This window comes from Rhodococcus sp. JS3073 (assembly GCF_026810085.1).
In the GTDB taxonomy this organism is placed as follows: Bacteria; Actinomycetota; Actinomycetes; order Mycobacteriales; family Mycobacteriaceae; genus Rhodococcus_F; species Rhodococcus_F wratislaviensis.
Genome location: NZ_CP113951.1, coordinates 5,614,080 through 5,628,341, shown reverse-complemented (window position 1 = coordinate 5,628,341; position 14,262 = coordinate 5,614,080). Strand labels below are relative to the sequence as shown.

The 14,262-nt window shown below is 67.2% G+C and carries 15 protein-coding genes; 5 read left to right on the top strand and 10 right to left on the bottom strand.

The window, feature by feature from the left end:
• Positions 1-24 precede the first annotated feature (24 nt).
• Positions 25-1,566, bottom strand: coding sequence for a GAF domain-containing sensor histidine kinase (locus tag OYT95_RS25430; protein ID WP_268789460.1), 1,542 nt, complete (start codon positions 1,564-1,566; stop codon positions 25-27).
• Between the two features lie 256 nt (positions 1,567-1,822).
• On the opposite strand from OYT95_RS25430, the gene OYT95_RS25425 reads away from it, so the two are divergent.
• Positions 1,823-2,056 (top strand): hypothetical protein, encoded by a 234-nt coding sequence (locus tag OYT95_RS25425; RefSeq protein WP_005250954.1) that lies wholly within the window; start codon positions 1,823-1,825, stop codon positions 2,054-2,056.
• Here OYT95_RS25425 and OYT95_RS25420 read toward each other — a convergent pair.
• The 7 genes from OYT95_RS25420 to OYT95_RS25390 form a co-directional block, all read right to left on the bottom strand.
• Positions 2,053-2,652, bottom strand: a complete 600-nt coding sequence (locus OYT95_RS25420; RefSeq protein ID WP_268789459.1) for a hypothetical protein — start codon at positions 2,650-2,652, stop codon at positions 2,053-2,055. The two genes, OYT95_RS25425 and OYT95_RS25420, sit on opposite strands and share 4 nt — an antisense overlap.
• Before the next feature lie 19 nt (positions 2,653-2,671).
• On the bottom strand, positions 2,672-3,334 hold the full coding sequence (locus OYT95_RS25415) for a TetR/AcrR family transcriptional regulator (RefSeq protein ID WP_268789458.1): 663 nt from the start codon (positions 3,332-3,334) through the stop codon (positions 2,672-2,674).
• Between the two features lie 89 nt (positions 3,335-3,423).
• The gene (locus tag OYT95_RS25410; RefSeq protein ID WP_112300164.1) at positions 3,424-4,566 is read right to left on the bottom strand and encodes an acyl-CoA dehydrogenase family protein; all 1,143 of its coding nucleotides are present in this window, start codon (positions 4,564-4,566) and stop codon (positions 3,424-3,426) included.
• Between the two features lie 11 nt (positions 4,567-4,577).
• Positions 4,578-6,257, bottom strand: a complete 1,680-nt coding sequence (locus tag OYT95_RS25405; protein WP_268789457.1) for a class I adenylate-forming enzyme family protein — start codon at positions 6,255-6,257, stop codon at positions 4,578-4,580.
• A gap of 24 nt (positions 6,258-6,281) precedes the next feature.
• On the bottom strand, positions 6,282-7,016 hold the full coding sequence (locus OYT95_RS25400) for an SDR family NAD(P)-dependent oxidoreductase (protein ID WP_037226161.1): 735 nt from the start codon (positions 7,014-7,016) through the stop codon (positions 6,282-6,284).
• A gap of 29 nt (positions 7,017-7,045) precedes the next feature.
• Complete coding sequence (locus OYT95_RS25395; RefSeq protein ID WP_037226164.1) at positions 7,046-7,840, bottom strand: enoyl-CoA hydratase-related protein; 795 nt, start codon at positions 7,838-7,840, stop codon at positions 7,046-7,048.
• A 124-nt stretch (positions 7,841-7,964) separates the two neighbouring features.
• The gene (locus OYT95_RS25390; RefSeq protein WP_112300166.1) at positions 7,965-9,116 is read right to left on the bottom strand and encodes an acyl-CoA dehydrogenase family protein; all 1,152 of its coding nucleotides are present in this window, start codon (positions 9,114-9,116) and stop codon (positions 7,965-7,967) included.
• A 140-nt stretch (positions 9,117-9,256) separates the two neighbouring features.
• Between OYT95_RS25390 and OYT95_RS25385 the strand changes: the two genes are divergently transcribed.
• Positions 9,257-10,207: a hypothetical protein gene (locus OYT95_RS25385; protein WP_268789456.1), complete on the top strand. Its 951-nt coding sequence runs from the start codon at positions 9,257-9,259 to the stop codon at positions 10,205-10,207.
• A 131-nt stretch (positions 10,208-10,338) separates the two neighbouring features.
• Positions 10,339-10,950: a TetR/AcrR family transcriptional regulator gene (locus tag OYT95_RS25380; protein ID WP_005250938.1), complete on the top strand. Its 612-nt coding sequence runs from the start codon at positions 10,339-10,341 to the stop codon at positions 10,948-10,950.
• An 82-nt stretch (positions 10,951-11,032) separates the two neighbouring features.
• Here the strand turns inward: OYT95_RS25380 and OYT95_RS25375 are convergent, their stop codons facing one another.
• Entirely contained in the window at positions 11,033-11,500 is a 468-nt protein-coding gene (locus OYT95_RS25375) for a DUF6069 family protein (protein WP_268789455.1), read from the bottom strand.
• Positions 11,501-11,683: 183 nt separating this feature from the next.
• Between OYT95_RS25375 and OYT95_RS25370 the strand changes: the two genes are divergently transcribed.
• Entirely contained in the window at positions 11,684-12,223 is a 540-nt protein-coding gene (locus OYT95_RS25370; RefSeq protein ID WP_128641277.1) for a nitroreductase family deazaflavin-dependent oxidoreductase, read from the top strand.
• Here the strand turns inward: OYT95_RS25370 and OYT95_RS25365 are convergent.
• Positions 12,201-12,761, bottom strand: coding sequence for a TetR/AcrR family transcriptional regulator (locus OYT95_RS25365; RefSeq protein ID WP_112300390.1), 561 nt, complete (start codon positions 12,759-12,761; stop codon positions 12,201-12,203). The genes OYT95_RS25370 and OYT95_RS25365 overlap by 23 nt on opposite strands.
• 251 nt (positions 12,762-13,012) lie before the next feature.
• Between OYT95_RS25365 and OYT95_RS25360 the strand changes: the two genes are divergently transcribed.
• Positions 13,013-14,251, top strand: coding sequence for a cytochrome P450 (locus tag OYT95_RS25360; RefSeq protein ID WP_268789454.1), 1,239 nt, complete (start codon positions 13,013-13,015; stop codon positions 14,249-14,251).
• The last annotated feature ends 11 nt before the right edge of the window (positions 14,252-14,262 follow it).

Here is a 14,262-nt window from a genome sequence, read left to right as displayed (position 1 = left end):
CACGGGCGGCGCGTTCCCCGTCGGTCACCCGCCGTCGACCGGGATGGTGATGTCCAGCGTGGTCCCGTGACCGGGCGGACTCGTGATCTGCATGTGGCCGCCGAGTGCCTCGACACGGTCCTGCAATCCGATGAGCCCGGAGCCCGCACCGGACGAGGCACCGCCGACACCGTCGTCCCCGATCACCAGGTGCACAGTGCCGTCCGCCGCCCCCAGGGACACATCCACCTCCGAGGCGTGGGCGTGTTTGGCGACATTGGTGAGCGCCTCGGCGACCACATAGTAGGTGGCCACCTCGACCGATTCGGTGAACCGGCCATCCAGCGCCACATCGAGGGACACGGGGACTGCCGAACGGCGAGCCAGCGTCCGCACGGCCGATCCCAGCCCGCCCTTCGACAGGATTGCCGGATGGATCCCGTGCGAGAGTTCCCGCAGATCCTCCGACACCCCCGTGAGCCCCGAGGCGATCGCCGACAGCTGCTCCTTCACGTCCACCCACTCGGCCGGCACCGACGCCTCCGCCATCCGCACCTCCAGTCCCAGCGACACCAGCCGCTGCTGGGCCCCGTCGTGCAGGTCACGTTCCAGGCGACGGCGCGCCTCGTCGCCGGCTGCGACGATCCTGGCCCGCGAGGCGATCAATTCGGCGCGGGTCGCCGCGTTGGCGATCGCGGTCGCGACCAGGTCGGCGAAGTCACCGAGGCGGGCTTCGGTGTCCGCGGGCAGCGGCTCGGTGCGCCGCGATCCGACGATCGCCGCGCCCCACACCCGTTTGTCCACGACGATCGGGACTCCCACGATCGATCCGAAGCCCTCGGCGCGAATGCGCGTGGCGATTGCTCCACCGACGTGTGCGTGGTTGTCGATCCTGGCACCTCGGCCGGTGCGTAATACGATCGCTCCGACGTCGTCGCCCGCCGTCGAAATCCGGTCACCGGTGACGGGCAGCAGAGTGACCCCGGGCTCATATCGGACGGCGACCAACGTCCCGGTGCCGTCCCCTTCGTAGCGAAGCAACGCGGCATTGACCACATGCAGCCAGAGGGCCAGTTCTTCGGCCACCGCCGTGAACACCTCCGACGGGCTCACCCCACGCGCCGCCAAAGTTGCCACCCGGCGCAGTGCGGCTTGGTGTTCGGCGAGGATCGCGAGCTCGTCCCGGCTCGCCTCCGCCTCCCGGCGGCGCAGAACCGCCTCCGCGGTGCGCAATCTGGCCTGCCCTGCCATGAGATTGGCGACCAGCGCGACGGGCAGGAAGACCACGACGGCCACCCAGTCGCCGGGTTTGGCCGGAAGCAGGGTCCCCTCCACCTGGAGGTGAAAGTAGACATAGACGATGGCGCTCACCAAAGTCGTCATCACCGACAGCGCGAATCCCCACCGAGCCGAGACCACCAGAACCCCGAGCAAGAACACGGCGCCGAATGCGTTCTGCGGCGCGACCTTGTTCAGCTGGTGCACCACAACGGTTTCCACCGCAATCACGGTGAAGGCGACCACGATCCCCAACCACAACGGCGGGGTGGTCGGACGCACCAGGAGCGATATCAGACGCGCAGGCATCCGGTGCGCGTCCGCATCGAAAGCACCCCACGGGGACGCTGCGCCGCGCCGGGACAGCGCTCCGATTGACCGCCGTGACCACTGTCGCGTCATCGTGCATGCTCGGATCAGTCGTGGAGTTCTCGGACAGACCTCGTGAGCATCATATCGAGGTGCCGGTCCGGTCTCATGCGATCGAGCTCCCGTCACCCGGCTGACCCCCGCCGATGTCGCTACGCTGGGCACAGGCCGATGCAGTAGACCTTGGGAGGAAGCGGTGGTAGCCGTACAGATACAGGTAGGTGATCTGGTGCAGGCGTCCGGTCACGCCGGTCCCTGGCTGGTGGTCGAGCTCAGCAAGGGCATGGCGTCGCTGCAGCATCCCGACGGCCATCGACTCTCGGTCCGGACAACGGCCCTGTCCGTGGTGCACAAGGCGACGAGCCCCGCAGGCGAGGTCGAACCGGCCGACCGCGAACAGCCGGGAGAGGCCCCCACCCTCTTCGACTAGTCGTCGATCGTGGTGACGATCGATGTGGCGGCCGGTGCGCGCGGGGTCGAGCCGAACCCGAATCGGACGGGCGGATCCACGGGCCGCAACGGGCCGAGATCCCGGCCCCGCCAGGATCCGGACATTCCCACCAGCCGCCGCTGATCGACGGCGCCGTAGTACTCGCGACGTCCGTTGCCCGCGGTGCCACGGGTGCGCACACCGTCGAGAGCGAGACGGGCGATCGGGTCGCTGACCACACAGAACCACGGCGCGCTCGCGACACCCCGCGGGATCAGGTGCAGCAGGCGTCCGAGTGCGGTGCGGGCGCCGACCTCGAAACTCACGTCCAGGTCCCCGGCCTCGACGGTCCGGCTGCCACCGGACCGCGAGCATCGGACAGGCGTGATCACGGTCTCGTCGAAGACGTACGTCGCGGTCACGAAGTCGCAGACCGCGGCCGACGGGGCGAGCAGTACCCGGTGACCGTCGGCGAGTTCGACCATGACATCGGTGAACTCACCGAGCGGCGATCGCGACCAACGTCCGACGACGATGCGCACGCCCGCGCCGGTGCCCAGGCCCGTGATCTCCCCCTCGAACCGCCATCTGGTCATCCGGCCAGCGTATGCGCGGTCACTCCGTCAGGTGCCGGTACGCGGCGGTGCTCCGGTCCGACAGCACGGTACGGAGGATGAATCGTGTTTGCGCCGTGATGTATTGGTCCACCGTGTAGCGGGTCGCGAAATGCCAGTGCTTGAGCGCCCACCCGTGCGCGAGCATCATCATGTCGAAGGTCGTCAGGTCGACGTCGAGATCGCTCGCGATGCCCGCGGCGATCGCGGCGTCGAGGGCGTCGTGGAGCGGCTTGGACGTCGCGACCTCGAGTTCCTTGATCCGCTCACGCCCGTCCTGGTCGAGTGTCCGACTCTCCCGGTACGTCAGCACGACGGCATCCAGATTCTCGTCGACGATCTCGACATAGCGCCGGAACCCGGCCACGAGCCGCTCGACGGGGTCGTGTCCCGCTGCGTCCATCGCGGGCTCGAGCTGATCGCGGAATGCGTCGAGGATGTCGACGATCGTGGCGAGGAGGATGTCTTCCTTGCCGCCGAAGTACTTGTAGATCAGCCCGACACTCACCTCGGCCTCGTCGGCCAGCGCCTGCATGGACATCTGGTGGAAGCCGGTCCGCTGCATCACAGTGACGGCGGCGTCGAGCACCTGACGTCGCCTCGAGCTGACGCGGACGGCGCGGACGGCTTCCTCGAGTGGAAGGGCGGACGTGTCCTTCGCCATGACAGATGACCTCTCCTTGCTGGCAGAACCTGCGGTGAATGAGTATTCACAGTATCCCGCGCGGGGCCGGAACTGCAGTCCGGCCCGCGTCAGATACCGAGATCCTTCGCGACGATGGTCTTCATGATCTCGGTGGTACCGCCGTAGATCGTCTGGATCCGAGCGTCCACGAACGCGCGCGCCACCGCGTATTCACGCATGTATCCGTACCCGCCGTGCAACTGCAGGCACCGGTCGGCGACGCGAACCTGCAGTTCGGTGGTCCACCACTTGAGCCGGGCCGCACGGGCCGGGGTCAGCTCGCCGCGGACGTGCTGCCGGATGCAGTCGTCGAGATAGGTCCGGGCCAGATCGAGTTCCGTGGCCAGTTCCGCGAGAACGAACTGGGTGTTCTGGAAACCGGCGATCGGACTTCCGAAGGCGCTGCGTTCCTTCACGTACTCCAGCGTCTGCTCGAGCACTCCCTCGGCGGCCGAGACCGCGCCGACGGACAACGAGAGGCGCTCCTGTGGCAGATTGTGGACGAGCTGATAGAAACCCTGCCCCTCCTCGCCGAGGAGGTTGGCCACCGGCACGCGCATGTCGGTGAACGTCAGCTCGCTCGTGTCCTGGGCGTGCAGCCCGATCTTCTCCAGGTTTCGGCCACGGGAGAATCCCGGTGTGTCGGACTCGACGACGAGCAGGGACAATCCCTTGTGCTTGTCTGCCGACGTACGCACGGCGACGACGAAGAGCGTGCCGTTCTGGCCGTTGGAGATGAACGTCTTGCTGCCGTTCACCACGTAGTGGTCGCCGTCGCGCACTGCCGTGGTGCGGATGCCGGTGAGGTCGCTCCCGGTGCCCGGCTCGGTCATCGCGATGCCGAGAATCGTCTCACCGGTGACGGTTCCGGGAAGCCAGCGCGCCTTCTGCTCCTCGGTCGTCATGTCCGTGAGGTACGGCAGCACGACGTCGTTCTGCAGAGAGAATGCGATGCCCGCGGCGGCGGCGCCCGCCCGATTGACCTCGTCGACGACGATCGCGTTGTAGCGGAAGTCCTCGACGCCGGGGCCGCCGTAGGCTTCGGGAACCGGGAAGCCGAGCAGCCCCTGCTTACCCGCGTCCGTGAACAGTGTCGGGTCCAGGCAGCTTTCGCTCTCCCACTGCTCGTGCCGCGGGACGATCCGCTCGCGCACGAAGCTGCGGACACTGTCTCGGAACTGGTGGTGCTCGGACTCGAATTCGATGGTCATGACGGTGTCCTTTACGAGCTGATGGTGCGGGATCCGCGGGCACTCGGAACGACGAACGCCCCGCTCTCGAACTCCCGGCGCGCGGTGTCGGTGGCCTTGTAGTGCAACTTCTTTCCCGTCGCCGACACGGGGAGTGACTCCACGAAACGGTAGGCCCGGGGGCGCTTGAACTGCGACAGCATCGGGTGTCTGCGGCAGAAGTCGTCCAGATCGTCCGCGGACGGGACCGGTGCGGTGGTGACGACGTACGCGACGACGATCTGCCCCCACTTGTCGTCGGGAACCCCGACCACCAGCGAATCCGTGACCGACGGGTGCCCGCCCAGTGCTTCCTCGATCTGCACCGGGTGCACGTTCTCGCCGCCGGACAGGAGCATGTCGTCCTTGCGGCCGACGATCGTCACGAACTCCTTGTCGTCCCAGGTGGCCAGGTCGCCGATGTGGAGCCAGCCGTTCCGGAACTTCCGTTTCTCCTGCTCCGGGGCATCGAAATAGGCATTGGCGCCTTTCGGTGAGCGGACGATGACCTCACCGATCTCGGTTCCGTCCTTGGCGACCGTCTCGTGCGCGTCGGCGAGGCGGTCGTCGAACAGCCTGACCACGGCGACGTCGTCGTCGATGCAGGCCCGCCCGGCGGTCCCGGCCATCTCCGGCAGATCGGTCGGCCGGAGGAACGTATTCCAGAATCCTTCGGTGCTGCCGTACCCGTTGAAGATGCGGGGATTCAGCACCTTCTGGTAATGCAGTGCCGCCTGCCGATCGAGGGGCGCGCCCATCGTCACGATGCCGTTGAGGGTGGACAGGTCACGGGGCTTCTCCTCCTGTGCGCGAGCGAGCATCGCCAGGTTGGTGGGGGCACCGATCAGGAACGTCAGCCCGTATTCCTCGACGTGGTCGAGGGTGACCTCGGCGTCGAAGCTGCGCTGCGCCACCAGCGAGGCGCCGAGATAGAACGTGGGATTCGGTCCGGCGCAGTACAGTCCGCCGCGGTGGAACCACGGCGTCATGTTCAGGGTCTTGTCTTCCGCGGTCAGCGGGAAGTGCATGATCACGTCGTGGGCGCTGAAGATCTCGATCATGCTGTTCAGCGGAACACCTTTGGGCATGCCGGTGGTTCCGGACGTGAACAGCCGGGTGGTCTCGTCCCACACCGTGCGCGTCACCTCCGGCGGCGACGCCGACTCGGCCACGAGTTCCTCGAACCGTATCACCTCGAAGCCATTGCTCGGCAGCGGTTCTCCCGGCCCGACGGCGACGACGAGGGCGGGCTTGTACGTGGAACGTGCCAACGCGTCCCGCACCATGTCACTGATCTCGGTGTCGTAGACGAACACCGTGGGGCGGTTCGCGTCGAGGATGACCGCCGTCTCCCCGGACGCGAGCCGGAAGTTCATCGGCGAGCCGACCGCACCGCAGGCCTGCCCGGCGAGGTACAGCTGGGCGAACTCGGGACCATTGAACAACTGGTAGGCGACGACGTCGCCCGGTGCGACTCCGGCGCGGGCAAGCCCGGTGGCGAGCCGGTCGACGCGATCGCCGAGTTCGGCGTACGTCCAGCTCTCGCCGGTCGACGGGGACTGCATCGCGAGTCGATCGGCGTACCGGTGGGTGTTGCGCCGGAAGCCGTTCAGATAGGTGAAATCGTGCTCGAAGTACTGACGATAGGCGTGGGCATCGTATGTGTACATCATGATGAGTCCTCCGTCCGGTGCCGGTCAGCCGGCCATGGTGAGGCCACCGCTGACGCTGATCACCTGGCCCGTGATGAACGATGCGGATTCGGACGCGAAGAACAGGACCGGCGCCGCCACTTCCTCCGGGCGCGCGAGCCGCCGGAACGGAATGGCCTTCACGAGAGCCTCTTTGAGCTTCTCGGCCTGCGCCTGGAACAGCGGAGTGTCGGTCGGGCCGGGGCACACGCAATTGACGTTGATCCGGTACCGGGCCATCTCCCGGGCGAGCGACTTCGACAGCGCGATCACGCCGCCCTTCGCACCGGCGTAGATGCTCTCCCCCGCACTGCCGACACGGCCGGCATCGCTCGCGAGGTTGACGACGCGCCCGCCGTTCCCCGCCTCCACCATGCCGGGGAGGAACGCACTGCACATGTGCACCGGCCCGAGGTAGTTGATGGCGACGACCTTCTCGGCGAATTCTGTAGTGGCGTTGAGGAACTGGTCGGTGCGGTCCCACCCCGCCGCGTTGACGAGAACGTTCGCGACGCCGACCTCGGCGGTCACCCGGTCGCGCAGGGCGTCGACCTGCGCCCGGTCGGCGACGTCGACGGTCATCGGAAAGAGCCGGTCGGGCCGTTCGGCTGCCGTCTTCTCCGCGGCCTGCAGGTCGAGGTCGGCGACGACCACCGTGTCGCCCTGCTCGGCGAGGGCGAGGGCGATGGCGCGGCCGATGCCGGAGCCTGCGCCGGTAACCACTGCGATGGTGTTGCTCATGGTTTTTCCCACTTTCCGTGCTGTCGGACTCAGGCGTTCACGTATTTGCTGAAATCGGGCTTGCGCTTCTCCGCGAACGCCGCCGCCCCCTCGAGACCCTCGGGCGAGTGTGTGAACAGGTCCAGCGCCGACATCGCGAGGTTGCTCAGTCCGGCCTGGTGATCGGTGTCGGCGTTGAACGACTGCTTCAGAAATCGCAATGTGGTGGGGCTCTTCTCGGCGATCTCGGCGGCAACGGCCTTGGCCTCGTCGAGCAGACGGTCGGCGGGGACCACCCAGTTGACCAGTCCCCAGCGTTCGGCGGTGACCGCGTCGTACTGGCGGCAGAGGTACCAGATCTCCCGGGCGCGCTTCTCGCCGACCACTCGGGCCAGGAACGCGGACCCGAAGCCCGCGTCGAAGGAACCGACACGCGGACCCGCCTGGCCGAACTTCGCGGTCTCGGACGCGATGGTGAGGTCGCAGAGAACGTGGAGGACGTGGCCGCCGCCGACCGCGATGCCGTTCACGGCGGCAATGACAGGCTTGGGGACGTCGCGGATCAGCTTGTGCAGGTTGCCGATCTCGAACATTCCACTCTCGGTCGGGCCGTAGTCGCCCGTCTCGGCGCGCTGCTTGACGTCGCCGCCGGTGCAGAACGCCTTTTCCCCCGCACCGGTGAGGATGATCGCCTGCACCGCGTCGTCGGCCCACGCCGAGCGGAAGGCCTTGATCAGCTCCTCGACGGTCTTGCCACGGAAGGCGTTGTAGCGCGCAGGGCGGTTGATCGTCACGACCGCAGCCGGGCCGTCGACCTCGTAGGTGATGTCTTCGTAATCGGTCACGGTAATTCCTCTCTCTGGAGTCTGCAATGAGGGCCTGTTCAAGAGTTATGAACAATGATTCGATGAGAATGAACGTATATTCACATTGGAGGTTGTGTCAAGGGTCACTCGGCGCCCGGTGGCGCTAGAGGAAGGCGCTGACCCCGGTCTCCGCCCGGCCGATCAGCAGCTTCTGAATCTGGCTCGTGCCCTCGTACAGCGTCATCACACGCGCGTCGCGCATGTACTTCGCGACGGGATATTCGTCGACGTACCCGTAGCCACCGAAGATCTGTATTGCATTGTTGGCGGCGCGAACCGCGGCCTCACTGCAGAAGTACTTCGCCTTCGACGCGGCCGTCCCGAAGGGTTCACCGCGCTCGATCAGGTCGGCCGCCCGCCAGGTGAGCAACCTCCCGGCGTCGGCGTCGACCGACATGTCGGCGATCAGGTCCTGCACGAGTTGGAACGAGGCGAGCGGACGGTCGAACTGCGTGCGCTCGCGGGAGTAGTCGACGGCGGCCTCGAGGCAGCCCTGGATGATTCCGACGCAACCCGCACCCACCGAGACGCGCCCCTTGTCCAGTGAGTGCATCGCGATGGAGAAACCCTGCCCCTCGGATCCGAGCAGGCAACCCGCCGGTACGCGCACGTCCGTGAAGGACAATTCGGCCGTCGCCTGCCCGCGCAATCCGAGCTTCCCGTGGATCTCGCGCGATTCGAATCCCGGAGTGTCCGTCGGAACGAGAAAGGCCGAAACCCCCTTGGGCCCCGGACCTCCGGTGCGCGCGAACACCAGGCACAACTTCGCCCACGTGCCGTTGGTGATGAAGATCTTGGAACCGTTGATGACGTAGTCGTCGCCGCTGCGTACCGCCTTGGTCTTCAGGTTGCCGGGGTCGGAACCGTTGTCGGGCTCGGTGAGCCCGAAACAGGCGAGCGCCTCGCCGGACGCGATGCGGGGAAGCCATTCGTGCTTCTGGTCCTCGGTGCCGTGCGACAGGATCACCTTGCCCACGAGCCCCATCGACACCGACACGATGCCCCGGACCGCGGAGTCCGCCCGGCCGAGTTCCTCCATGCCGAGGCAGTACGTGACGTAGTCGCCGCCGAGCCCGCCGTACTCCTCCGGAATCGTCATGCCGAAGAAGCCGATGTCGGCCAGTTTCTCGACGATCGCGGTGTCCACCGATTCGGCGCGGTCCCACGCGGCGCGGTGCGGGACGACCTCCTTGTTCAAGAAGTCGCGGGCCAGCTGCCGGAACTCCTTCTGCTCCTCGGTCAGTGTCAGGTCCATGGATGCTCCTCGATGCCGTGATGAATGCACGATCACAATTTGTGAGTGACTACTCACTTGAAGTGAAGCTATATTCACACCAAGGTGTCGTCAACCCCGGGCACTGGCCCGGTTCCGCATCGGCTGAGAAGGCTCGACTCATGCCGGTCACCTGGTCGGACGAGGTAGATGACGTCATCGGCGGCGATCTGACCTGCGGGTTCGCGTACATCACGCCCGCAGGCGGGGCCGTGGTGACGGCGGTGGCGCCCCTCGGGCTGCGCGACCGCGAGCGGGGGACAGTCGGCTTCACCACCTCGCTGGGGTTCGGCCGCAAGCTCGATCGCATCAAGGGTGAACCCCGGGTGGCGCTCGCCTACCACGCCCGCGAGCACGGGATCGGCGACTCCACCAATCAGCGCTATGTGCTCGTGCAGGGAGACGCGACGTTCGATCCCACCCCCGACCCGGAACTGCTCGACGAGATCGGCCGACGCTCGGTCCCCTACGCGGGCGAGCCACGCCGAGGCGTGTTCTGGGACCGGTGGCTCAGCGCGTACTACTCCGACCGGGTACCGGTGACGGTCACGGTGACACGTGTCATCGCCTGGCCCGACCTGCACCTGACCGGCCCGCCCGAGGTGTTCGGCGCACCGTTACCCGCGGTGGACGCGGAACCCCAGACCCCGCCGAAGAAGGGCATCGGCCCCCGCGTGGATGCGGCCAAGACCGGGGAGCGCGCGGCGAAGCTGTCGCACCGGCTGCTCGCCTACCGTCAGGCGGATGGATATCCGGCCGTCGTACCGGTCGACGTGAGTTCTGCGAGCAGCGAGGGCGTGCGCCTGACGGTGCCCGCAGGAGTGCCGCAGGGCGGCCGCCGCGCAGGGCTGCTCGCCCACGCCTATCGCGCCCAGCTCGTCGGACTCGAGTCGCGTCAGAACTCCGGCTGGATCGAGGTCACGGGCACCGAGGCGCTGTACGCACCCCATACCCAGACCGGGTTCGCGGCGCCGCCGAACAAGACCCTCCTGCTCCTCGCCAACGGTTTTCTGGCCCGGCGGGGGTTGGCGAAGGCCCGCAAGGAGGGCCGGACCCAGGCCACCGGCGCCTGATTCGGACGTCATACGTGGTTCACCGCCGACGCGTCCGTCGCGGTATTCTCGCCTCAACCGAACCTTCGGTCGGCTCCGTGTATGTCGGCGCACCGATGCGGTGGAGTTCTGCACCTGGAAGGATTGCGCGCATGACTACGGCACGCCCCGCACGGAAGACCGGATCGCCCGGACGTCCCGGCTACGACCTCGACTCACTGCTCGCTGTCGCCGTGAAGGTGTTCAACGACAAGGGCTACGACGGCACCAGCATGGAGGTGCTGGCCCAGCGCCTGGGAATCACGAAGTCGTCGATCTATCACCACGTGTCCGGGAAGTCGGAGCTGCTCGAACTGGCACTGTCGCGTGCGCTCAACGCCCTCTTCGCGGTCACCACCGAGGAGAAGGCGACGAGCGGACGGTACATCGACCGTCTCGAGTACCTCGTCCGCCGCAGTGTGGAGGTTCTCGCCGCCGAGCTTCCCTACGTGACGCTCCTGCTGCGCGTTCGGGGCAACACCGCGGTGGAGCGTCGCGCGCTCGCCCGCCGCCGCGAGTTCGACGCGTTCGTCAGCGACCTCGTCGTCGCGGCGGCGGAAGAGGGAGACCTGCGGCCCGGCATCGATCCCGCGCTCACCAGCCGGCTCGTGTTCGGCACGGTCAACTCGCTGATCGAGTGGTACCGCCCGCGCACCGGCGGGACGGTCGCCGACCTGGCGGACGCCGTCGTCGAGCTGACGTTCGACGGGCTGCGCCGCACCTGACCACCGTGCCGCCGCACGCCTTCCTCGCGACCGGCGTCATCGCACTCACCATCGAGGCTCATGCGCCGGCGAACAGCACCCCCTAGACGTTCGCAGCGCGAAGCAGGGGTCGCCGCATCGCTTCCAGGCCCGCGACGACCGCCACGGCGATCACCACGTGCATGACCGAAAGCGCGATGGTGCTGGCGGTGTCGAAGTCGGCCTGAATGGTGAGGGCGATCGTCGCGAGCGGCAGCAGGGCGCCGATCACTTCGGCCGGCCGGATGACGGCTACCCATTTCAGCGACATCAGCGCGGCCAGTGTCATCCCGAGCAGTATCGGAACGACCGTCAGCATGACGACACCGCCGGGCGCCACACTGCTGGTCTTACCGGCGTCCGTCATCTCGAAGGAACCGCCGGCCGCCAATCCCAGCAACCAGATCACCAGGTTGGGGACGAGCGCGCCGATCGCTGTCGCGGCGATCGCCCAGGGGCGGCTCAGTTCGAGCGTCGCAGGGTTGAGGCGTGAGGTCGTGGTTGCAGAAGTGGTGGTTCCAGTGCTGGACATGTTCGTTACTCCCCTGTCGAGTGGACTTCGAATTGCTACTGACCGATCCTGCAACCTCAACCATTGTTTGGGTCAAGGCCTGAAATCGAGGTCTTTTCGGTGAGACCTGACAGGTAGACCCGAGAGGAACCGAAAACTCATCGCGGTCGGCCCCGATCGGCAACCTGAGGGATGATGGCGGCTATGAACGCAGCCCCCACGACGCCACCCCGATCGCGGCGGCTCCGCAACCCACTCCGCATTCTCGCGCGCTGGCTCGGCACCCGCGAGTGGATGATGCGCATGGCACCGGTGATCATCTGGCTGGAGTCGCACCTGCGCGCCTGGACCGGCAACCGGGTGAGCCTCGTCGGCATCGGCGGACTGCAGTCTCTGCAGGTGACGGTCCCAGGCCGCAAGAGCGGCACCCCGCGGACGACGGCCCTGCTCTGCATTCCCTACGGCGACGGATACATCGTGACCGGTTCCAACTGGGGACGTCCCGAGCACCCGGCGTGGTCGGCGAACCTGCGTGCCGCCGACGAAGCACTCGTCAAGGCCGGGGCACACGAGTCCCGGATGCGCGTGCACATGGCCACCGGCGACGAACGCGAGAACCTCTGGAAGCTGGTGGTCGACTACTGGCCCGGCTACCTCATGGAGCATCGGCGGTCCGGAGGACGCGAATTCCGGCTCTTCGTACTGGAGCCCACCGGATCGGCTACGACGACTCGCGAATCCTGAAGACGGGCTCCACGAAGCGTTCGACGGCGCGACGCTCCGCGGTCGCGTCGGGCAACGGCCAGGTCAACAGAGCCAGGACGACACGCACGATCCATCCCGCAGCCTCCTCGTCGGGCGCAATGCGGGTCAGTGAGATCGCCACCCGGCCGAGTTCGGGTGCGCGGGCCAGGTACTCGTCCGTACTTCTCGACCGTGCCCCGGTGAACCACCGCGCCAGCGTCGGCTCCGCGCGGATCTCCACCACCGCAGCGAGAATTGCCTCGACGATCCGCTCCGACGTTTCGAACGGTTCCAGCGTCTGCTCGATGCGTTCGGCCACGGTGTCGGCGGCGCGTGACATCACGGCGTCGACGAGTGCCCGCTTGCCCCCGACATACCGGTAGAGCGTGGCGCGTGAGCACCCGGCACGCGCCGCGACCTGGTCGACATCCACCCCGTCGATTCCGCGTTCGCGGATGAGGTCGGCCGCGGCGGCGTGAATCCTCTCGACGGCGAGCACCCGCCGGCTGCCGCCGGTCAACCAATCCGCGTGTTCCACCCGCTCCACCGTTCGAGACCTCGTTGCCATTTTGTCTCAGCGTGAGACGAATACACGAGAGATTCTAGAACATGTTTTCTTGTTTGGGTCCGTGATCAGCGACGATGGATCCGGATCCACTCGCGCTGAAACACCGGCAAAATTGCCGTTGAACAGCGATGTCTCAGTCTTCCGGCCACCCTTGACAGCACCCTCCTCCGACGCGAACTGTGGTGATCCATAACAGGTTCTTGTCAACAAGGAGTTGCTCGATGGCCCACTCGCCGACCCGCGGAATCGACATCTTCGATCCCGTCCATCTCGACGAACCGAACGAGCTCTATCGGACACTCCGCGAGCACTCCCCCGTCCACCACATCGCCGGCACCGACTTCTTTCTGGTGTCCACGTGGGATCTCGTGACCGAGGCGGCGAACCGCACCGACGTCTTCTCGTCGAACCTCACCGGCGTGCTGGTGCAGCAACCGTCGGGACCGCCCGCGACGTTCGACCTGGACGGCGGCGGTCAGGCCGTGCACGTACTGGCCACCGCCGACGACCCGACTCACCTGCACCATCGCAAGCTCGTCCTGCCCACGCTCGGCCGCCGCATCCGCGCGCTGACCCCGACCGTGCACTCGCTCGTCGGCACTCTGTGGAACGAGGGACTGCGCGACAGGCAGATCGACTGGGCGTCCGCGATGGCCGACCGGCTGCCGCTCGCGATGGTCGCGCAACTCATCGGCCTGCCCGAGTCGGACGTACCGCAGCTACTCACGTGGGCTTACGACAGCACGGAGATGCTCGGCGGGGTCGTCGCCGCGGATCGACTCGGTCCCCTCGTCGCCTCCGCGGCCGAATTGGCTACCTACCTGCGGGCCGAACTCGTGCGGGCGAGGACGAACCCCCGCGACGACATCCTGGGGGTCCTCGCGCACGCATGCAGTGCCGGCGAACTCTCCGAGGACGTGGCGACACTCGTTCTGGTCCAGCTGGTCGGCGCCGGCGGCGAATCGACCGCGGGGCTGATCGCCAACGCGGCCCGCATCCTCGCCACCCGCCCCGGACTACAGACCCGGCTCCGGCAGCAACCCGCACTCGTCGACGCGTTCCTCGACGAGGCGCTCCGTCTCGAGTCGCCGTTCCGCGGCCACCACCGTCACGTCGTCGCGGACACCACGCTCGGGGGCGTCGATCTGCCCGCCGGCAAGCACCTGCTCCTGCTGTGGGGCGCGGCCAACCGGGATCCGGCCGTGTTCGAGCGTCCGGACGAGATAGTGGTCGACCGGCCGCACATCCGTTCCCATCTCGCGTTCGGCAAGGGCGTCCACTTCTGCGTCGGATCGGCGCTGGCCCGCATGGAGGCCCTCGCGGCCACCACCGCACTGCTCGCGCGCACCGACAATTTCTCCCTCGCCGCCGACGCCGAGCCCAGTTGGGTCCCCAGCCTGTTCGTGCGCCGTCACAGCGCGCTCCCGCTCCGGATCGGGCAGGCGACACGCCCTGATTGACATTGACGTCA